The 19,190-nt window shown below is 62.3% G+C and carries 18 protein-coding genes, 2 pseudogenes and 1 riboswitch; of the genes and pseudogenes, 3 read left to right on the top strand and 17 right to left on the bottom strand.

Features of this window, described 5'->3' with window-relative positions; genetic code table 11:
* Nucleotides 1-188 precede the first annotated feature (188 nt).
* Both RCCGE510_RS13085 and RCCGE510_RS13080 read right to left on the bottom strand, forming a co-directional pair.
* A pseudogene (locus RCCGE510_RS13085) lies at nucleotides 189-1,236 on the bottom strand (AraC family transcriptional regulator).
* 191 nt (nucleotides 1,237-1,427) lie between these two features.
* Nucleotides 1,428-2,219, bottom strand: coding sequence for an SDR family oxidoreductase (locus tag RCCGE510_RS13080; protein WP_007630594.1), 792 nt, complete (start codon nucleotides 2,217-2,219; stop codon nucleotides 1,428-1,430).
* A gap of 98 nt (nucleotides 2,220-2,317) precedes the next feature.
* Here RCCGE510_RS13080 and RCCGE510_RS13075 point away from each other — a divergent pair, with 98 nt between their 5' ends.
* Nucleotides 2,318-3,235 (top strand): LysR family transcriptional regulator, encoded by a 918-nt coding sequence (locus RCCGE510_RS13075; RefSeq protein WP_007630592.1) that lies wholly within the window; start codon nucleotides 2,318-2,320, stop codon nucleotides 3,233-3,235.
* A gap of 57 nt (nucleotides 3,236-3,292) precedes the next feature.
* On the opposite strand, the gene RCCGE510_RS13070 is transcribed toward RCCGE510_RS13075, so the two are convergent.
* From RCCGE510_RS13070 to RCCGE510_RS12995, 15 genes and pseudogenes are all read right to left on the bottom strand, one after another.
* Nucleotides 3,293-3,874: a dienelactone hydrolase family protein gene (locus RCCGE510_RS13070; RefSeq protein WP_007630591.1), complete on the bottom strand. Its 582-nt coding sequence runs from the start codon at nucleotides 3,872-3,874 to the stop codon at nucleotides 3,293-3,295.
* Between the two features lie 58 nt (nucleotides 3,875-3,932).
* On the bottom strand, nucleotides 3,933-4,298 hold the full coding sequence (locus RCCGE510_RS13065) for a cytochrome C oxidase subunit IV family protein (protein WP_007630590.1): 366 nt from the start codon (nucleotides 4,296-4,298) through the stop codon (nucleotides 3,933-3,935).
* A gap of 7 nt (nucleotides 4,299-4,305) precedes the next feature.
* Nucleotides 4,306-5,025 (bottom strand): heme-copper oxidase subunit III family protein, encoded by a 720-nt coding sequence (locus RCCGE510_RS13060; RefSeq protein ID WP_007630589.1) that lies wholly within the window; start codon nucleotides 5,023-5,025, stop codon nucleotides 4,306-4,308.
* 58 nt (nucleotides 5,026-5,083) lie between these two features.
* Entirely contained in the window at nucleotides 5,084-5,797 is a 714-nt protein-coding gene (locus RCCGE510_RS13055; RefSeq protein ID WP_007630588.1) for a cytochrome c oxidase subunit 3, read from the bottom strand.
* Nucleotides 5,794-7,563, bottom strand: a complete 1,770-nt coding sequence (gene ctaD, locus RCCGE510_RS13050; RefSeq protein WP_007630587.1) for a cytochrome c oxidase subunit I — start codon at nucleotides 7,561-7,563, stop codon at nucleotides 5,794-5,796. Before ctaD ends, RCCGE510_RS13055 begins: the two co-directional genes overlap by 4 nt.
* A 56-nt stretch (nucleotides 7,564-7,619) precedes the next feature.
* Complete coding sequence (locus tag RCCGE510_RS13045; protein ID WP_007630582.1) at nucleotides 7,620-8,438, bottom strand: cytochrome c oxidase subunit II; 819 nt, start codon at nucleotides 8,436-8,438, stop codon at nucleotides 7,620-7,622.
* A gap of 146 nt (nucleotides 8,439-8,584) precedes the next feature.
* On the bottom strand, nucleotides 8,585-8,974 hold the full coding sequence (locus RCCGE510_RS13040; protein WP_007630581.1) for a cytochrome c family protein: 390 nt from the start codon (nucleotides 8,972-8,974) through the stop codon (nucleotides 8,585-8,587).
* 172 nt (nucleotides 8,975-9,146) lie between these two features.
* Entirely contained in the window at nucleotides 9,147-10,070 is a 924-nt protein-coding gene (locus RCCGE510_RS13035) for an MYG1 family protein (protein WP_007630580.1), read from the bottom strand.
* A 236-nt stretch (nucleotides 10,071-10,306) separates the two neighbouring features.
* Nucleotides 10,307-10,871, bottom strand: a pseudogene (locus tag RCCGE510_RS13030) (hypothetical protein).
* A gap of 104 nt (nucleotides 10,872-10,975) precedes the next feature.
* The gene (locus tag RCCGE510_RS13025) at nucleotides 10,976-11,740 is read right to left on the bottom strand and encodes an ABC transporter ATP-binding protein (RefSeq protein WP_007630579.1); all 765 of its coding nucleotides are present in this window, start codon (nucleotides 11,738-11,740) and stop codon (nucleotides 10,976-10,978) included.
* Nucleotides 11,737-12,777, bottom strand: a complete 1,041-nt coding sequence (locus RCCGE510_RS13020; RefSeq protein ID WP_037078578.1) for an iron ABC transporter permease — start codon at nucleotides 12,775-12,777, stop codon at nucleotides 11,737-11,739. The genes RCCGE510_RS13025 and RCCGE510_RS13020 overlap by 4 nt, the downstream gene beginning before the upstream one ends.
* A complete protein-coding gene (locus RCCGE510_RS13015; RefSeq protein WP_007630576.1) occupies nucleotides 12,774-13,790 on the bottom strand; it encodes an ABC transporter substrate-binding protein in 1,017 nt (338 codons plus the stop codon). Before RCCGE510_RS13015 ends, RCCGE510_RS13020 begins: the two co-directional genes overlap by 4 nt.
* A gap of 174 nt (nucleotides 13,791-13,964) precedes the next feature.
* Nucleotides 13,965-14,220: riboswitch (cobalamin riboswitch) on the bottom strand.
* A gap of 477 nt (nucleotides 14,221-14,697) precedes the next feature.
* Nucleotides 14,698-15,978, bottom strand: a complete 1,281-nt coding sequence (gene blh, locus RCCGE510_RS13005) for a bifunctional sulfur transferase/dioxygenase Blh (RefSeq protein WP_007630573.1) — start codon at nucleotides 15,976-15,978, stop codon at nucleotides 14,698-14,700.
* A gap of 112 nt (nucleotides 15,979-16,090) precedes the next feature.
* A complete protein-coding gene (locus RCCGE510_RS13000; protein WP_007630571.1) occupies nucleotides 16,091-16,684 on the bottom strand; it encodes a hypothetical protein in 594 nt (197 codons plus the stop codon).
* A gap of 114 nt (nucleotides 16,685-16,798) precedes the next feature.
* Nucleotides 16,799-17,167: a DsrE family protein gene (locus tag RCCGE510_RS12995; RefSeq protein ID WP_007630569.1), complete on the bottom strand. Its 369-nt coding sequence runs from the start codon at nucleotides 17,165-17,167 to the stop codon at nucleotides 16,799-16,801.
* 66 nt (nucleotides 17,168-17,233) lie between these two features.
* On the opposite strand from RCCGE510_RS12995, the gene RCCGE510_RS12990 reads away from it, so the two are divergent.
* Together RCCGE510_RS12990 and RCCGE510_RS12985 are read left to right on the top strand one after the other, a co-directional pair.
* Nucleotides 17,234-18,229 (top strand): AraC family transcriptional regulator, encoded by a 996-nt coding sequence (locus RCCGE510_RS12990; RefSeq protein WP_037078575.1) that lies wholly within the window; start codon nucleotides 17,234-17,236, stop codon nucleotides 18,227-18,229.
* A 278-nt stretch (nucleotides 18,230-18,507) separates the two neighbouring features.
* Nucleotides 18,508-19,038 (top strand): 2'-5' RNA ligase family protein, encoded by a 531-nt coding sequence (locus RCCGE510_RS12985; protein WP_007630563.1) that lies wholly within the window; start codon nucleotides 18,508-18,510, stop codon nucleotides 19,036-19,038.
* The last annotated feature ends 152 nt before the right edge of the window (nucleotides 19,039-19,190 follow it).

Raw genomic sequence — 19,190 nt, 5'->3', positions numbered from 1 at the left:
AGGGCGGAGAGAAGGTGCGGCTTGCCTCATCGGAACGCAGCGCAGCACGCCAGAGCCCAGTCTGCAAACACGGCCCAACGATCAGCCCACCAGCCATCACCACCACGATTAGCCGCCAAAGGCCGGAGCCGAAGGACGAGGGCGGGGCTGGCCATTACAGCCCATCCATTGCCGAGGAAACACAGCCCTCACCCCTTCCTCTGCCGCCACGCAACCGGCGTCATATCCGTCACCCGCCGGAATTCGCGGTTGAAGTTGGACTTGGTCTGGAAGCCGACTTCGAACATTACCTCGGTCACCGGTTTTTCGCTGCCGGCAAGCAGCCGGCAGGCCTCGCCGATCCTGTAATCATTGACATATTGCGAGACGTTCTTGTCCATCGCCCGGTTGATCGCCGCCGAGATCTGGCGCGCGGGAATGCCGGCCTTGCGGGCCAGCCGGTCGAGATTGAGATTGGCGTCGCGATAAAGCTTCTTTGCCTCCATCAGCGCATCGACCGCGGCGATTGTCTCCTTGTCTTCGGTCGTTTCGGGCCGGGGTGCCGCATCCGTCGTCTCGGCCGGCGCCCGGCTTCGACTGGCGGCCGCCGCAGCGATGCCGAGGAAGACGAGGGCGGCGAGGTTACTGACGCTGATCACCGTCACAGCATGCTCGCCATGCGCCCAGGTGAAGTCTAGAAAGACGAAAATATCGACCGAGGCAGACAGGCAGAGTGCCGCCGCCGTGAAGATGATTGCCCGGTAGGCTGGCACCGCTCCTTCGAAGGGCGCGAGCCGAAGCGCATCCGCGCCCGGACGCATCAGAAGCAGGATCGCCAGGGCATAGCCGACAAAGACAAGCACCAGCGCGATATCGATCGCGTCGCGCCAGAACGTCATCAACAGCAGGATGACGGCGGCGGGTATTGCATGCAGCGCAATCCGCTGCCGCAGTGGCCGCAGGCTGGTCCTCACCAGCCTGGAGACTCCGGCATAGGCCAATGGCGGCACCATCGCCGCGATGACGGGCGCGATCACGGCGACTGCCTGCATCCCATATCCCCAGCGCAGGCCGGAGAGGATGGATTGCAGCACGCTGAGCAGGATCAGCGCCAGAAATGGCCGGTTCGGCGCCGCCTCCTCGTCGCGCCTGAGGACGGTGACGAACAGGATGAGCAGCAGAAGGGCAACAACGAAAGGAAGCGGAATGAACAGCATGGCCTGGCAGGATCGGGAGTGGCGAATTGATGGCCATCATTGCCGAGATCGTCACCCGGCGCGACCTCCATCATGTTCTAGGACGCGTTTTAGATGGGGATTTTTTGGCCCCGCCTCTCCGCGCTGATCCTGTGCTCGTCAGGAGCCCGGCCGCGGCCACGGCCGCCTCCTTGCTCCCTTCGGCAAAGGTGACGGCTGTGATCGTCAGTGGTGTGTCGGTCACGCCATCCCTTATGAGATGGTGTTGACGAGGCCGCCTTCGGCACGGAGTGCAGCGCCATTGGTAGCGGAGGAACGGGGGCTCGCGAGATAAGCGACCAGGCTTGCCACCTCCTCGGCCTCCACCATGCGTTGCAGGATCGAGGCAGAGCGTGCGGTTGCGAAGAATTCGGCCTCGATCTGCTTGATCGGCGCGGAAGGATCGCTCGCCTGGCCGCGCAGGAAGGCTTCGATGCCGTCGGATCGGGTCGGCCCGGGCAGTACCGAATTGACCGTGACGTTGGTGCCGCGCGTCAACTGTGCCAATCCACGTGAAATCGAAAGCTGTGCCGTCTTGGTCGTGGCGTAATGGATCATGTCCTGCGGGATGGCGAGCGCGGATTCACTCGAGATGAAGATGATCCGGCCCCAGTTCCGCTCGAGCATGCCGGGCAGATAGATGCGTGACAGGCGCACGCCGCTCATCACATTGACTTCGAAGACGCGGCTCCAGTCGGCATCGCTGATGTCGTTGAATGCTTTGCTTTCATAGATGCCGAGATTATTGACCAGGACATCGATGGACGGTGCCGCCTTGGCGATCTCGGCAACGCCCTCACCGGTACCGGCATCGGCCAAAATACCGCTGACGCCTTTGGCGCCCGATGCCGTTATATCGGCAATGGCAGTGTCGAGTTTACCCCGGTCGCGGCCGGTGATGATGACGCGTGCGCCTTCGGTGGCGAGCGCGCGGGCGATTTCCAGCCCGATACCGGCGGTGCCGCCGGTGACAAGTGCAGTCCTGTCGGTCAGTTTCAAGTCCATGATCAGGTCTCCAAATTGCGTTCCGGATCAATTTATGATCTGAGAAGACAAAGAACTATTGCCTGAAATGGACATGCACCTGTGAACGAGATTCCTCAATGATGCGCGTTCTGATGGACCGTTCAGGCGAGATGGAAGTCTTCGCCCGCGTGGTCCAGGAGGGCGGCTTTTCGGCCGCAGCCCGCAGCCTCGAAATCACTCCGTCCGCCGTCAGCAAACTGATTGCCCGGCTGGAAGAGCGGCTCGGAACGCGCCTGCTGCTGCGCACCACGCGCGCCCTGACGTTGACGGAGGAAGGCGAAGCCTATCATCGCGCGGCACTCAGAATCCTGCAGGATCTGAACGACGCCGATCAGGAAGCGGCGGGCGGCGCCGTTCGCGGCCGGCTGCGCGTCAGCGTCACAGTGCCCCTCGGAACAATGTTCGTCGCACCCGCCATGCCTGATTTCGTCGCCCGCAACCCCGATCTCATCGTCGAGCTCAGCCTCACCGACGGTATCGTCGATCTGGTCGCCGAGAAGACCGACGTCGCCATTCGCATGGGAAACCTTCCGGATAGCGGCCTGATCGCCCGCAAGCTCGGCCAGTCCCGGCGCGTCGTCTGCGCCTCGCCATCCTACCTTGCGCGGAAGACGCGGCCGCAGATCCCGGCCGATCTCGAACATCACGATTGCCTGACCTTCAGCTTCCGCCGCGCCCGGCCGTCATGGCCCTTCCGCTGCGACGGCAAGGATATCGAACAGCCGGTGTCGGGAAGCCTGGTGGTCAACAATGGCGAGACGATGAAGCAGATGGCGCTTACCGGCGCTGGCATCGCCCGTCTCGGCCGGTTCCACGTTGCGGCCGAAATTGCCGAGGGAAGCCTTGTCGCCTTGCTGGAGGATTGCAACCCGGGAGACTTGGAGCTGATTCACGCCGTCCACGTTGCCGGCGGCCCCATCCCCCATCGCGTTCGCGCCTTCATCGACCACATGGTCGAGACGCTGAGGGTCTCGCCGCTGCTGCATGCTGATTGATTGCTCGATGAGCGACAGGCTGACGCCGGGATGGGGCCGTTCAATCGCCCAGCATCCTCAGAGGCGACGCAGGAACTCAAGCACTCTGGTGGTGAGGAGCGCAGTCGCATCCGCGTCATAGGATGGAAGCGAACTGTCGGCGAAATAGTGCTGATCGCCGGGATAGAGGAAAAGCTCCGCGTCCTCGACCTTCGCCACGATCTCGCGGGCGGCGTCGATATCACCCTCGCCGACAAAGATCGGATCGTTGTCCATACCATGGATCTGGACCGCAACACCGTCCGGCCAGGGTCCAAAAGCCCATTCGCCGCTGATCGGCAGGCAGGAGTAGAAAAGCAGGGCGCCGCGAGCACCCCGCCGTGTTTGTGCCAGCTTCTGCGCCGGAACAACGCCGAAGGAGAACCCGGCATAGACCAGTTCGGGCGGCAGTTGGTCAGCGACCCGGACGCCGCGCTCCCTGACGGCGTCGAAGCCGATTTCGCCGATATGAGCAAGGCCCTCCTCGATGCTGAGGAATATGCGCCCGCCGAACAGATCAGGCGTGTGCACGATGTGGCCGGCCGCCCTGATCTCGTCGGCGAAGGCACGCACTCCAGGGGTCAATCCCTGTGCGTGGTGGAACAGCAAAATCTCGGCCATAATTGCTTCCGGTTGAAATAGTCCATTCGATAAAAATTCGGAAGCCGATGACCGAGGCCTACGGCCCAGCCCCAAAGAAGGCGAGCCGGGTGAAGATCGTATAGTCCGCTTCCGATACCATCAGCGCGACGAAAACCAGCACCAGCACCGGCGGCAGCAGGATGGCGTAGACCAGCGCCAGCCGCTCCCAGGCCATGTGCATGAAGACGGCGACGATCAGCCCGGCCTTCAGCATCATGAACACAATGATCAGCGTCCACCTGGGATAGCTCTGGATGCCGAGATAATCGACCATGTAGGAACAGGCGCTGAGCACGAAGAGCAGGCCCCAGACGAGGAGATAGAGCCGGATCGGGTGCTGCTGCCCGGTGTGCTTTTGTGCATGCGCCGTTTGGATATGTGCATGCGCCGTTGTCTCGTTCATGACGACCTCACCACAGATAAAAAAACGCGAAGATGAAGACCCAGACCAGGTCGACGAAGTGCCAGTAGAGGCCCATGATCTCGACAGCCTCGTAGCGCCCTCTCCGGCTGGTGAAAAAGCCGCGCCGTTCCTCGTCGAAATCGCCCCGCCAGACCTTGCGGGCGACGATGAGGAGGAAGATGACGCCGATCGTCACGTGGGTGCCGTGAAAGCCGGTGATCATGAAAAATGTCGATCCGAACTGTGCTGCCCCCCACGGATTCTCCCAGGGGCGCACGCCTTCGGTGATCAGCTTGGTCCATTCGAAGGCCTGCATGCCGACAAAGCATGCGCCGAGAAGTGCAGTCAGCAGCATCAGCATCGCCGTCTTGTGGCGATCGCGGCGATAACCGAAATTGACCGCCATCGCCATGGTGCCGCTGCTTGAGATCAGCACGAAGGTCATGATTGCGATCAGAATCAGCGGCACGTCCTGCCCGCCGATATGCAGCGCGAAGACCTCGCTCGGATTGGGCCACGCGACCGGCGTCGACATGCGGGCGGTCATATAGGCGATCAGGAAGCAGCCGAAGACGAAGGTGTCGCTGAGCAGAAAGATCCACATCATCGCCTTGCCCCAGGAGGCCGTCTTGAAGGCGCGCTGATCCGAGCTGAAATCGGCGGCGACACCGCGCAGACCGACGGGCCTGAGGTCCGGCTCGCCGTGCGTCTCGATAGTCTGTGCCATATGCAACCTCCTAATTCGGCCCCTGGTTCAACGCCTATTTCAGCCTCTATTTCAGCCCCTAATTCAGCAATGTGCGGCAGAGATCGACGAAATCATTCGCCCACCCGGCAAAAAGCGCAAAGAGCAGAAGCCATACGGCGAGCATGAAATGCGAATAGATGGCGGAAAGATCGACGCTGAGGCGCAGCCTCTCCGGCGCGACGTCTGATGAAAACGCCCTGACCGTCGTATGCGCCAGCACGGCGAGCCCGCCGAGGATATGCAATCCGTGCAGGCCGGTCAGCATGTAGAAGAAGCTGTTGGCGGGATTGTCGGCAAGCACGTAACCGGCTGCCGTCAGTTCCCGCCAAGCCTGGATTTGTCCGACGAGGAAGAAGACCGCAAGGGCAAGTCCTGTCACAAGCGCCGGCCGCAGGGCTTCCGTGCGGCCGTGCCGCGCTTCTCGTTTGGCCCATTGCAGCGCAGCGCTGCTCAAGGCAAGTGCTGCTGTGTTCACCCAGAGCAGACGCGGAACCGGCAACCCCCACCAGTCCGCCGACGCCATGCGCATGAAATAAGCGCTGACAGCGAGGCTGAAGAGCGCACCGACGACGCCGAGAAACACGAAGAGGCCGATTTTCACCGCCGGCACGGATTGTCGATCGGCGCTATGATGATCCGGCAGCTGCAGCGACCCGGTCTCCAGCCAGGGCTTCGAGGTCAGCCGCTGCCCGGAAAGCCACCAGAAGATGATGGCGCCGACTGCGGCAAGGAAGAGCAGGATGACGTTCATGCCGGAACCTCGCGGGTGACGCCATCGCTTGCCGGCACATTCTGCGGAATGAAATCTTCGGCCGCCCCCGGCACGCTGTAATCATATGCCCAGCGGTAGACGACCGGCAGGTCCTTGCCCCAATTGCCGTGCGCCGGCGGCGTCTGCGGCGTCTGCCATTCGAGCGTCGTTGCCCGCCATGGATTGCCGCCGGCCTCCCTGCCCCGGAAAAGGCTCCAGACCAGATTGAACAGGAAGACCATCTGCCCGGCGCCGACGACCAGCGCCATGACCGTGATGAAGATGTTCAGCGTATGGGCCGAAGGCGGAACGAAGGCCGTCTCTCCCATCTCGAAATAGCGCCTGGGCACGCCGAGCAGGCCGAGATAATGCATCGGAAAGAAGATCGCATAGGTGCCGAGGAAGGTGATCCAGAAATGGATCTGGCCGAGCACCTCGTCCAGCATGCGTCCCGTCACCTTCGGATACCAATGATAGATCGCCCCGAAGATAACGAGGATCGGCGCCACACCCATGACCATGTGGAAATGCGCGACGACGAACATCGTATCCGACAGCGGCACGTCGACGACGACATTGCCGAGGAACAGCCCCGTCAGGCCGCCATTGACGAAGGTGACGATGAAGGCGAGCGCAAAAAGCATCGGCAGCGTCAGGTGGATGTCGCCGCGCCACAGCGTCAGCACCCAGTTGTAGACCTTGATCGCCGTGGGCACGGCAATGATCAGCGTCGTGGTGGCGAAGAAGAAGCCGAAGGCCGGGTTCATGCCGCTGACATACATGTGGTGCGCCCAGACGACGAAGCTGAGCGCACCGATGATGACGATCGCCCAGACCATCATGCGGTAGCCGAAGATGTTCTTGCGCGCATGCGTGCTGATCAGGTCCGAAACGATGCCGAAGGCCGGCAGGGCGACAATATAGACCTCCGGATGGCCAAAGAACCAGAACAGATGCTGGAACAGGATCGGGCTGCCGCCGCCATGCTGAAGCTGCGTGCCCATTTCGACGATGGCGGGCATGAAGAAGCTGGTGCCGAGCACGCGGTCAAACAGCATCATGACGCAGGCGACGAAAAGCGCGGGAAAGGCCAAGAGCGCCATCACGGTGGCGGTGAAGATGCCCCAGACGGTGAGCGGCATCCGCATCAGCGTCATGCCGCGCGCCCGGCCCTGCAGCACCGTCACCACATAATTCAGCCCGCCCATGGTGAAGCCGATGATGAAGACGATCAGCGAGGTGAGCATCAGCAGGATGCCCCAGTCCTTGCCGCCTGGCGTGCCGGACAGAACCGATTGCGGTGGATAAAGCGTCCAGCCGGCCCCCGTTGGGCCGCCGGGGGCGAAAAAGCCGGCAACCAGGATCAGCACCGCAAGCAGATAAATCCAGTAGCTCAGCATGTTCGCGTAGGGAAATACCATGTCGCGCGCGCCGACCATCAGCGGAATGAGGTAATTGCCGAAGCCGCCGAGGAAGAGCGCGGTCAGCAGATAGATCACCATGATCATGCCGTGCATGGTGATGAACTGGTAATAGTGATCGGCATCGATGAAGGAGAGCGCGCCGGGAAAGGCGAGCTGAATCCGCATCAGCCAGGAGAGCACCAGCGCCACCAGGCCGATCGAGATGGCCGTGATCGAATATTGCACGGCGATAATCTTGGCATCCTGGCTGAACACATATTTGGTCCACCAGCTGTGTGGATGATAAAGTTCGACATCCTCGACTTCAGCGGAGGGGATGCTGCCGGATGGAATCTCGACCATGATCTCTCTTCCCTTTCCCCCGCCGGTTCCTCGAACCGGCACGCTTCCCGCCGGGTTCAGTTTGCCGGCGGCGGCTCTCCCGATGACGCCGTCAACTGAGTGAATGTCTGCTGCTGCCCGAGCCAGGTCTGGTAGTCCGCGTCGTCGTCGACGACGACGGTGCCGCGCATTTGCGGGTGGCCGACGCCGCAGAGTTCGGCACAGAGGATCTCGAAGGTCCCCGTCCGCGTCGGCGTCAGCCAGAAATAGGTGATCATGCCGGGGATCATGTCCATCTTGGCGCGGAATTCCGGCACGTAGAAATCGTGGAGCACATCGACGGAGCGCAGCAATATGTGCACCGGCTTGCCGATCGGCAGATGCAGCTCGCCGCCTTCGATGATGACGTCGTCGAGGCCGCTTGCGTCGTTCTTGTCGAGGCCGAGCGGATTGTCAGGCGTGACGTCGCGCGTCTCCGCACGGCCGAGCTTTCCGTCCGCGCCCGGCAGGCGGAAGCTCCACAGCCACTGTTGGCTGACGACCTCCACCGATGCGGCATCGGCGGGCACCGTGATGAACTGGTTCCACACAATGAGGCCGGGCGCCAGCATCGCCGCGACGCCGACCGCCGTTCCCCCTGCCAGCAGCAATTCCAGCCGGCGGTTCTCGGGCTCATAATGCGCCCGGTTGCCAGGCTTGTGGCGGAAGCGGAAGACACAGTAGGCCATGAACGAAACCACCGCCACGAAAACGATGCCGGTGATCCAGAAGGTGATGACGAGGGTACTGTCGATATAGGTCCAGTTGGACGCAATCGGCGTCCACCACCACGGGCTCAGCACATGGAACAGCACGGAGCCGACGACAATCAGGACGAGGATCAGCACGACAGCCATTTCCGCTCCTCCTCGAGCAGGTTGACCCGTGAAACCGCATTCCGCAAAAAGTCCGTGTTTATTATCGCACAGATAGAAAATATCGGCAATTACGGCAATTTAGGCATGCGCCGTCGGCCGCGAACCGTCATTTGGAGTATTCCACCTCACTGGGAATATTGCTTGAGATAGGCGATGAGATCGGTGATCTCCTGGTCGTCCTTGACGCCGACAAAGGCCATCTTCGTGCCCTTCACCTTCGCTTTCGGATTGTGCAGATAGTCACGCAGCACCGTCTCGTCCCAGACGAGACCGCCTTCGCCGGCCGCCTTCATGCCGGGCGAATAGGCGAAATCGGGATGCGTTCCCGCCTTCCTGCCGAACAGCTTGTTCAGCGACGGGCCGACCTTGTTCGTATCGGACTCGGCGATATGACAGGTCGCACATTTTTTGAAAACGGTGGCGCCAGCCGTCGCATCACCCTCCTGCGCCCCGGCGTTACCGGACATAAGGGCAGTCACAGCTGCACCAATCAGCAAAACAACACGGTAATCCATGGCAAACCTCATCCTCCTCAAGGTCGCCAGCCACTCACACCATTATCTCTCGCGTGGGTGGTGGTTGTTATGGCTCAAAGCTTAGTCCTTCGCGGATGCAAGTCAATCGCCTCCACATTTGGGTCACCTGAACCCATCTATTACCAGGTGGACCCGACGCGGATAACTGGCATCACACCCCGATCGAAAGCGCTTCCTTTACCGCCAACTCGGCCATGGCAAGCGTCGCCTCGCGGGTTCTGGCGGCGGCGATGAAGCGGCCGTTGTGGCAGAAGGTCGCCCCCTCTACGCCGCAAACCGCCTCCAGCTCTCCGTTGGCAAGACCGGCCCAGGCTACCGGCAGATCGGCCCTGAGCTCGAAGCCCTCCTCGGCGCGGCGGATGCCGGTCACGCACCAATCCTTTTCGCGCGGGTGGACGACGAACAGCAGGTGATCGGCGCCCGCCTTGACGATGGCGGGACGGAAGGGCATTCCCCTAGGCAATTCCAGAACACGCCCTTGCCCCGCAGCCTCGATTGCCCGATGCACCATGGCCTCAGCCCGTAATTTTGCGGCACTCTGGGCGATCCTCGCCTCCACGAAACTGCGGGCAATGGCGAGAGCCGCGTGGAAGTCGCGATCGTCTGCCTCGGGTTCCGCTTCGTCGAAAACCGGTTTCAGGGTTTCCAGCAGCGCCGGCAGCGTGAGCCCCGCCAGCGGTCCCGAGGGGCTGAGCGTACCGTTGTCGGTCAGATCGATCGGCAGCACGAAGCCGGCATCGAAGGAGCTAAGCACCGCCTCGACATGTAGTTCGGGAAGGCCGGAGGCTACGAGATAGTCGCGGCCGTAATGCTTCCAGATCAAGCCGAACGAGCTGTAAGGCTGGCCATCGTCGCGCAACGGCGCGGCGCGCTGGTGATGATCGAATATCCCGGCATCCGGGTCATAGGCGCCGCCGACATCGTAGATGATCCGGTCCTTGCCCGGCGTGATCCATTCCGGCGCCCGGCTGCGGACGATACGCGCCTGCGGGAAAAGCCGGGTCAGGATGACGCTCGACAGCAATTCGTCGGCATGGAAGCCACCGGAATGGGTGACGAGGAAATCGGGGATCATGAAAGGCCTTGTCGTTTGCGGCGGGTCCGCCTGGGTCAGCACCAGATAGCGGTTGGCGGATATAACGACAAGCCTCTACGGGATGAGGCTCTTGGACTTTGGCGTATTGGCAACTGCAGTGACTGCGCTGGAATAGCAGCAAACCCGCGGCGCCCGGGCGCCGCAACCTCCAACGCCCTTTATCCTGAGGCGTGTAGCCCGCAGGGCGAAGCCTCGGTCGTCCGAAACCGCGCAGCTTAAGGCAGCGCCGGCCCCGGCGGTCTTGCAACGAGCGCACGGCCGGCCGCCGCACCGGCATGAAGGCAGCTGAGCCCGATCGCGGCGATAGAATTGATCAACAGAACATTTGCCACGACCGATGCCGAAAACGCGCCCTCGCCTGACGGAAGCACCGCCGTTGCGGCGAAGAGGACGCCTTCATAGGCGACGAAGCCCGCCATGAAGGCGCCGGCCGCGGTGACGGCAAGGGTCGGCCTTAAGACGAAGCACTCCAAGCGCTGCGGCCAGGGAGGCAAATGCAGCAATGCCGATCGTCAGACCCCAGGCATAGCTGTCCCAAGTCTGGGGATAACCGAGCACGAAATATCCGACCATCTGGTTGACGAGCCAGGCCAGCAAAACCGCCGTCATCGCCATCCGCCGGGGAAGAATGACCGCCGATACCGCCGCCAAGGCCACGAAGGGCGTCACGCAGGCAAAAATCAGGCTGAGAGCGACGCTCGCACCCGAAATGATGGCGACCCAGGCGACGGCGAAACCCGGAACGGCAGGGCGCAGGGGAAACTGATTTCTTTCGAGCATCGCGAAACTCCGTTCGACCGGCCGGGCACAAGTTCCATGAAATCATACGCCAGTCCAGGAAGAAGGCCAATAAGCCTCTCCCTGAGAACGAAATTCCTGGCCGTTCAATCCATGACGTATTGGATATGATGCCGGCCATGCACGGCCGATTTCTGGACATGGGCGCGCACGCCGAAAACCCGGCCGATCATATCCTCCGTCAGCACATCTTCCGGCGCGCCCGAGGCGACGACCTCGCCCTTCTGAAGCACCGCCAGGCTGTCGCAGAACATTGCCGCTAGGTTGAGGTCATGCAGCGCGACGATGCAGGTGATGCCGAGCTTCGAAATCAACTGGAGAATGTCGAGCTGGTGCTGGATATCGAGATGGTTGGTCGGCTCGTCGAGCAGCAACTCGCTCGGCGCCTGCGCCAGCGAGCGCGCGATATGGACACGCTGGCGCTCGCCGCCCGACAGCGTCTGCCAGAGCTGACCCGCCCTCTCCCGCATGTCGACCCGCAACAAGGCCTCGTCGACCGCGGCATCGTCCTCCGCCCCCCAGGGCGAAAGCAACCCGCGATGCGGCGTGCGGCCGAGCCGCACCACGTCGCGCACTGTCAGCTGCGTATCGGTTGTCGACTGCTGCTCAACGAAGGCGATGCGCCGCGCAAGGGCTGCGCGCGACAGCGAGGCGATATCGTCTTCGCCCAGCCGGATGATGCCGCTGCGGACCTTGCGCAGCCGACAGATCAGCCTCAGCAGGCTCGATTTGCCGGAGCCGTTCGGCCCGAGCAGACCGAGCACCTTGCCCTTTGCCACCGTCAGGCTGACGCCGTTGACGATGACGGTGTCGCCGGCGGCAAAACTTACCGCGTCGATGGTAATGCTCATGCACTTCTCCGCACGCGATAGAGGATGACTGCGAAGGCGGGCGCGCCGAAGAGCGCGGTAACGACGCCGATCGGCAGGACCTGCTGCGGGATGATGATCCGCGAGATGATATCGGCGCCGACCATGTAGATCGCTCCGCCGAGCGCCGTTGCCGGCAGCAGCCGCTGATGGCCCGGCCCGACGAGGAAGCGGGCGGCATGCGGAATGACCAGGCCGACGAAGCCGATCGAGCCGACCATGCTGACGACGCTTGCCGTCATCGCCGCCGTCAGGCCGAACAGCAGGATCTGGACGCGGCGCACGGGGATGCCGAGCGAGGCGGCCGCATCCGTGCCGAAGGCGAAGGCATCGAGCGCCCTGACATGGGCCATGCAGATGGTAAAGCCTGTGAGCGCGATCGGCGCCGAGAGATAGACATCCGGCCAGCGCACACCGCTGAGCGAACCCAGAAGCCAGAACAGGATGCCGCGCGCCTGCTCGGCATTCGCCGATGTCGTCACGATGTAGGAGGTCAGCGCATTGAAGAGCTGCGAACCGGCGACGCCGCACAGGATGATGCGCTCGCCGGTTCCCCCCGCACCCGTCGCCAGGAAACCGACCAGCAGAAACGCGATGACCGCACCGATGAAGGCGCCGCTCGACAGGCCGAGAACACCGTAGCCGAAGCCAAGGATCATCACGCAGACGGCTCCCGTCGAGGCGCCGGCGGAGATGCCGAGCACATAGGGTTCGGCCAGCGGATTGCGCAGCAGCGCCTGCAGCACGGCGCCGCAGAGCGAGAGCGACGCGCCGGCGCTGGCCGCAACCAGCGCCCGGCTCAGGCGGTAATCCCAGACGATACCCTGATGAATGCGGCTGAGCTCGAAATCCGTGCCGAACAGCCGGTTCGACACCGCCTCCGCCGTCGTCGCCAGCGGGATCGCGATCTCGCCGATCGAAACGGCGAGACTGATCATCAGCCCGAGAAGGAGAAGGGCGGCAATGGTGAGCGCGATAAGCGCCCACCACCCGTGTTGTCTGACCGACATTGCCTTCACTGCGAGAGGCCGAACGACTTGATGCCCTCCGCCAAAGTCTCGATGCCGTCGATCGTGCGGATCGTCGGGTTCATCGATTGCGCGTCCATCATCACGAAGTGCCTGTTCTTGACCGCATCCAGTTCCCTGGTGACAGGATCATTCTCGAGGAAATCGATCTTCACCTTCGGATCGTCGGCGGCGTAGCGGCGCCGGTCCATGGTGGCGAGCACGATGACGGCGGGGTTCGCCTGAGAAATGGTTTCCCAGCCGACCAGCGGCCATTCCTCTTCGGTTGTCACGACATTCCTGGCGCCGATCGCCTTCAGGATGTAGGCAGGCGCGCTGTTCTTGCCGGCGATGAAGGCATCGCCATTGACCTCCTTGCTGGAGAACCAGAAGACGACAGGCAGGTTCTTGCCCGATGCGCCTGATATCGAGGCGACGGCATTGGCCTCCCGCTTCTTCAATTCAGCGATCAGCGCATCGCCGCGCTCCGTCACGTCGAAGATCTCCGAGAGCTCGGCGATCTCACGATAGATCAGGTCCATCGTGAACAATTCCTTGCGCACACCGTCGCCGCCATCGGTGTTGACCTTGGCGACGCAATCGGCCGGCGCGAGATAGGTATTGATCCCGAGATCCTTGAACTGCTCTCGCTTGCCGACGGAGCCCTGCGCGCCGACATGCCATTCGAACTCGGCCGCCACCAGATCCGGCTCCTGCCCGACGACGGATTCGAAGCTCGGATCATTGTCGGCGAGACGCTTTATCTTGCTGTTAGCCTCGGCATATTGCGGCAGCACAGGCCCGACCCAGACGGCCGTTCCGGTGATCTTGTCGGCAAGGCCGAGCGAGAAGAGAATTTCGGTCATGCCCTGGCCGATCGAAACGATCTTCGACGGCGCCTTTTGGAAAGTGACCTGCTCACCGCAATTGGTGACGGTCAAGGGATAGTGGGTGGCGGCAAGGCTCGGTGCCGCAAGGCCGATCAGCCCGAAGGCAAATGTCATGGTGGCGAGAATCTGGCGCATGAAAAACCTCGATTGAAGAAAAAAAAGCACGGCAATGCCGCACGGGCGGCCGAAGGCATGCCGATGCGTGCACTAGCCGCAGGAGGCCCAATCGAGACGGATGCATGCCGAAATTCGGCGAAGGTTCAGAAGGTCAATCATGTCTGCTCCTTGTCCGGGCATCCCCGCCCGGTTGATTGGATCGTGATTGACGGCAGGTCTCCTGGCTTGCGGATATAAGTCGGTTCATCCGCCTTCCCGCGATATCCCGCAGTGGCAGGGCTGTAAGCCCTTCAGAGATGGCCAGCGCTGGCCACTCCTGAGATGATCGACAATCCGCATACAGTTGCGGGGGCAGCCACGGTCTCGGTCCCTAATGGGTCGTCCTCACCGTGTTCCCTATTAATCCCCTTGGAGTCATCTTCAGGGAACCGTCGCCCCGAGTTACGTCACCGGCCCGCACGACGTCAATGAATATTGCGGAGGATTGGGTTTGGGTGGGTGAAAATGGAGACGGAACCTAGGGGCGCTGTTGGCCGGTGCAATGCCTGCATCCTCGCCCCTCAGGATTAGGCTCTCTTGAGCGTTGGCGCCGCTTTCTCCCGTTCCCGCTGTCGTGGGGCGCGGCATCCGCCAACGTCCCTCATGCTGAGGTGCGCAGCCCGAGAGGGCGAAGCCTCGAAGCGCGCCGCAACGCTGCTCCTTGCTACAGACGCATCCAGCTCTGCAAATGGAGCACCCGCCTCGTCCTTCGAGGCTTCGGCCGATGGCCTACACACCTCAGGATGAGGCTCTCTTGGGCGCCGCCGCCGCATCCCCCAAAGCTGGCCATGAGGGTGCGGCATCCGCCAACCTCCCTCATGCTGAGGTGCGCAGCCCGGAAGGGCGAAGCCTCGAAGTACGCGCCGCAACGCTGCTCCCTGCCCTCCTACAACGCATCCAGCGGTATCTTCAGATACCGCCGACCGTTCTCCTCGGGCTCGGGCAGCCGCCCGCCGCGAATATTGACCTGTAGCGCATGCAGCATCAGCTTCGGCTTCGGCAGCGTCCGGTCGCGCGCCTGGCGCAACGCCACAAAGCCGGCCTCGTCGATGCCTGATATATGCGGGTTGCCGCTTTTCTGGGTGGCCACCGTGCTTTCCCAGCGCGGGTGGCGGCCGCCGGGCTGATAGTCGTGGCCGGAAAAGAGCCGGGTCTCCTCGGGCAGCGACAGGATGACCTGGATCGAGTGCCAGAGGGCGCTGGCGCTGCCGCCGGGGAAATCGGTGCGCGCCGTGCCGGAATCCGGCGTAAATACAGTGTCGTGCACGAAGGCGGCGTCGCCGATCACGTAGGTCACCGAGGCAAGCGTGTGCCCGGGCGAGAACATCACGCGGGCTTTGAGCCCGCCGATCTCGAAGGTGTCGCCATCGGCAAACAGCCGGTCCCATTGCGAGCCGTCGGTTTCGAGCGCCGGCCAATTGTAGATTTCCTTCCAGAGCAGCTGGACATCGGTAACATGGGCGCCGATCGCCGTCGGCGCGCCGATCTTTCCTTTGAGGTAATGCGCGGCGGAGAAATGATCGGCATGCGGATGTGTGTCGAGGATCCACTCGACCGTCAGCCCCTCTCTGTCGATATGAGCGAGGATGGCGTCGGCATTGGCCGTCCCCGTCGCACCCGACATCTCGTCGAAATCGAGCACCGGATCGATGATGGCGCAACGTTTCGTCATCGGATCGGCGACGACATATTGCACACTGCAGGTGCGCGGCTCGAAAAAGGCCTTCAGCTCAGCCGCCTGCCCTGCCCGTTTTTCCAGCCATCGGCGCGCGCCGGCAAGATCGAAGCCGAGGTTTTGACCGAAGGCCTCAACCTCCCCGGGCTGCATCCGCCCGTCGAGCACCTCACCCAGCGCATAGAGCGTCAGCGCCCGTGTGCCGCTCTTGCAATGAGCGACGACCGGCCCCTTCGCTTGCGTCATCGCCATCTGGAAAGCGCGGATATCGGCCTCGGTGATCTCGGCCCCTTTCACCGGCACGAAGCTGTAGGCGAGCCCCGCCGCGGCGGCGGATGCCTTTTCCGCCGCATTGCCGGGCTGCTCCGGCTCCTCGCCATCCGGCCGGGCATTGATGACGCCGGCAAAACCGTCTGCCGCAAAAGCGGCAAAGGCGGCGGCATCGGGTTGCGCCGCCACCGACAACAAATCGTTAACCCTCACGGATGTCATCGAAACCTCGCGCCATCCCTCATGCAGCATCGCATGTATATCGATACAATCTCATAAGTATATTGTTGAGCGCAAGGATGCGCGCGCTCTACCATGCTGCAAGCCTCACGTCCTATAGCGCCGGCGCGGAGAAATATTTGCGTGGCACCTTCTCCGTAAAGCGCTGCATCTCCTGTTCGACAGCGACCGCCCTGTCCTTCACGATGCCAATCTCTTTTTCCACCATGCCTGCTATCAGCCAGTTGTAGGCGACAGCCATCACGGTCGGAAGAAGGCAAATCCCGGTGACGCCGAGAAAATAGCGAATGCGGATGGCCTCTCCCGCAAAGGCAGAGCACAGAACCAGAAGAACGAAAGCGATGGCGCCGACGACAAGCGCTGCGTAGCTGACAGCCTTATCGTAAGAATACATGTTTTCGCTGTAGGGCGCGTGCGAACCACGCTGGTTCCAGATATGAAGGTTCAGTTTCTGAGCCTCCACATCCGCAGTCATCCACGCGCTTGTCTCTTCGCTGCCCGGCACGATCTTTTCCGGTTTCGGTACCGATCTGTAAAGCGCCAGAGCCCGCGCAATGGTCTCGTCGGTCTGCCGCATGGCCCGATCGTATTGCTTCAAAGCCGGCGTACGGATCTCGCGAAACGAAAAATACGCCAGATTCAACGCAACGCTGATTTGAAGAACAGACTGAATGTCACCCAGCCGCATCCGCCACTCCGCCCTGATCATGCAATCCCGAATGTACAATCTCACAGGTCCATCGTTTCGTGCAACGGCGGGAGGTTTTCGCAGACGTTTCTGCCCGGCTCCGGCTTTTCTCAGTCAGAACGACAGCGTCGCCGCACCTTGCCTGATCTCGGCATGCATGGCGCTGGCACCGACGATGACGACACCGTCGAGCATGTCTTCCTGCGTATAACCGCGCGAAGTCACACAGGGCGGGCAGGCCCAGATCGTTCCGCCGCGCTGCTGGAAATTCTCGATCAGCATCGACAGCGGATCGAGTGGCGGTACATGCGTCATCCGCTGGCCGCCCTTGCGCACCAAGTCGATCCCGGTGCTGGTGAGGAACACAGAGACCTTCAGCCCGGCGGTGATGCCGCCATTGGCGATGGTGAAGGCGACGGAAGACAGTTCGGATTCGATACCCTTGGTGATGAGCACGACCAGTTTGTCGCTTGGCGTTTGCATAGTATTCTCCCTGTTGAAGTGACCTATTCACCATAGGAGGATGCGCGGGGCGCGTATTTGGCCGGAATGCGTGAAGCCTTGTCCGAAAATCCAGGCGCGGCGGGTGTTGCGCGCGATGACGTGCTGTCGGCGCTGCTGTCGACAATCCGCCTTTCGGGATCGCTGCAGTTTTGCTTCATGCCGACGGGCGACTGGCAGACCGATGCCGCGCCGTCGCTTGCAAACCTTTCGGCGAGGTCCGCGGGCGCGATGCCGTTTCACATCATCGTTGCAGGCAACTGCTGGCTGAAAACCGAAGGTGAAGAGACCGATCTGGAGTCGGGCGACGTGCTGGTCTTTCCGTTTGGCACCGGGCATCAGCTCGGCGCCGGAAGAGACGGCATGCAGGTGCTGCCGACCCACGACCTGCCGCCGAAGCCGTGGCGCGAAATCCCTGTGCTTCGTTATGGCGAGGCGACGCAAGAGGTGCGGCTGCTCTGCGGCTATCTGCAGTGGGACGGGTTGAACTTCGCGCCGTTGCGCCAAGCGCTGCCCAAGCTGATCCATCTCAGAACGCGAGCCGCCAATGATGGCGACTGGCTGCGCGCCACCATCCGCCAGATGGTCGACGAGGTCGATCGGCCGCGCGCCGGCGGCGTCTCGATGCTGCCACGGCTGACCGAAATCATCTTCATCGAAATTCTGCGCCATCAGATCATGATGGCCGAGCCGCGCTCGGTCGGCTGGCTGGCAGCGCTCGCCGACCCGGCGCTGTCGCGCTGTCTCTCTCTCATTCACTACAATCCCGGCCGCAACTGGTCGCTGGAGGACCTGGCTGCCGCCTCGCGCCTGTCGCGCAGCGCGCTTGCCGAGCGCTTCCAATCGGTGCTCTCGACATCACCGATCCGCTATATCAGGGACTGGCGGCTCTACCTCGCAAGTGTCGCGCTCGCCACCTCGGGCCAGCCGATCGCGGCGATCGCCGACGACGCCGGCTACGCCACCGAAGCCGCCTTCAACCGCGCCTTCTCCCGCGCCTTCGCCACCCCGCCGGCCGCCTGGCGGGCGATGGCGCGGGAATAGGGCAAGAGGGCCGTCAGACATCGCATCAACGGCATTCACCTGGTCGGAAAAAGCTGAGCATCCCGCCCCTCGCCGCAGCCCGCGCCAACAACCCAAGAGAGCCTCATCCTGAAGCGCCCCGCAGGGCCTCGAAGGACGAGGCGGGCGCTCGGCATAGCGGCAAAGATTGATGCAAGGAACAGCGCTGCGCCGTGCCCTTCGTGTGACCCATTCCCGCGCTCGACATCGGCACGATATCAGCTTAAGTTTCAGGCGGATGGACCGGACACCGCTCGCGAATGCCTTATGGGATCAGCCTCAAATGTCTGAACGAGACTGCCTCCCCGGTTTTCAAGCTCTGGGATGAAGCCGCGGCACTCGAAGAGGCGGCTTCAATGCGTGCTTTGAACTATCCTCCGCATCTCACCCTCGCCGTCTATCAAGAGCTTGCATCCGATCGGTTGGCCGAGGCGCTTGAGAGCGTTTTCTGTACGCGGTCAACCGTGACCGTGAACTTTTCGGGTATCGGCTATTTCGAGAACGAGTTTCTCGTCTTATGGGCGCGGCCGATCGTGGACGACACGCTTTTCCTGCTGCACGCGGCACTGCACAAGGAGATCAATCCCGCATACTGTCACGAGCACTATCGGCCCGGCAGCTGGGTACCTCACTGCACCATCGCCGCAAAAGTGCCGAAGCCGAAATCAGAGGCCGCGATCGACTGGGCGAACGAAAACCGGATGCAATTCTCCGTAAGTTTCGATGCCGCGGATTGTGTCCGGTTTCCGCCTGTGGAGATATTGAGCGAGATCGTATTGACGCCGGAGTGACGGCTGAAGGCGCAAGCCGGCCTGCTTGATACGGCCGCTTCCGGCGGTCGATGTATACCGTACAATTGCTGAGCGGTTGTAGCGGGCTGCGGCTAACCGGCCCCATGCGATGAGTGCGACCTCCCTCCGCCCTCATCCTGAGAGCTTGTGAA

Source organism: Rhizobium sp. CCGE 510 (assembly GCF_000292525.1).
Classification (GTDB): Bacteria; Pseudomonadota; Alphaproteobacteria; order Rhizobiales; family Rhizobiaceae; genus Rhizobium.
The sequence above is the reverse complement of the archived record's forward strand: the minus strand, read 5'-3'. Positions and strand labels throughout refer to the sequence as shown.

Coding starts and splice junctions, on each gene's coding strand:
- RCCGE510_RS13080 (WP_007630594.1), bottom strand. CDS start 2,219: ATGGACTTGAAACTGACCGACAGGACTGCACTTGTCACCGGCGGCACC.
- RCCGE510_RS13075 (WP_007630592.1), top strand. CDS start 2,318: ATGATGCGCGTTCTGATGGACCGTTCAGGCGAGATGGAAGTCTTCGCC.
- RCCGE510_RS13070 (WP_007630591.1), bottom strand. CDS start 3,874: ATGGCCGAGATTTTGCTGTTCCACCACGCACAGGGATTGACCCCTGGA.
- RCCGE510_RS13065 (WP_007630590.1), bottom strand. CDS start 4,298: ATGAACGAGACAACGGCGCATGCACATATCCAAACGGCGCATGCACAA.
- RCCGE510_RS13060 (WP_007630589.1), bottom strand. CDS start 5,025: ATGGCACAGACTATCGAGACGCACGGCGAGCCGGACCTCAGGCCCGTC.
- RCCGE510_RS13055 (WP_007630588.1), bottom strand. CDS start 5,797: ATGAACGTCATCCTGCTCTTCCTTGCCGCAGTCGGCGCCATCATCTTC.
- ctaD (WP_007630587.1), bottom strand. CDS start 7,563: ATGGTCGAGATTCCATCCGGCAGCATCCCCTCCGCTGAAGTCGAGGAT.
- RCCGE510_RS13045 (WP_007630582.1), bottom strand. CDS start 8,438: ATGGCTGTCGTGCTGATCCTCGTCCTGATTGTCGTCGGCTCCGTGCTG.
- RCCGE510_RS13040 (WP_007630581.1), bottom strand. CDS start 8,974: ATGGATTACCGTGTTGTTTTGCTGATTGGTGCAGCTGTGACTGCCCTT.
- RCCGE510_RS13035 (WP_007630580.1), bottom strand. CDS start 10,070: ATGATCCCCGATTTCCTCGTCACCCATTCCGGTGGCTTCCATGCCGAC.
- RCCGE510_RS13025 (WP_007630579.1), bottom strand. CDS start 11,740: ATGAGCATTACCATCGACGCGGTAAGTTTTGCCGCCGGCGACACCGTC.
- RCCGE510_RS13015 (WP_007630576.1), bottom strand. CDS start 13,790: ATGCGCCAGATTCTCGCCACCATGACATTTGCCTTCGGGCTGATCGGC.
- blh (WP_007630573.1), bottom strand. CDS start 15,978: ATGACATCCGTGAGGGTTAACGATTTGTTGTCGGTGGCGGCGCAACCC.
- RCCGE510_RS13000 (WP_007630571.1), bottom strand. CDS start 16,684: ATGCGGCTGGGTGACATTCAGTCTGTTCTTCAAATCAGCGTTGCGTTG.
- RCCGE510_RS12995 (WP_007630569.1), bottom strand. CDS start 17,167: ATGCAAACGCCAAGCGACAAACTGGTCGTGCTCATCACCAAGGGTATC.
- RCCGE510_RS12990 (WP_037078575.1), top strand. CDS start 17,234: ATGCGTGAAGCCTTGTCCGAAAATCCAGGCGCGGCGGGTGTTGCGCGC.
- RCCGE510_RS12985 (WP_007630563.1), top strand. CDS start 18,508: ATGCCTTATGGGATCAGCCTCAAATGTCTGAACGAGACTGCCTCCCCG.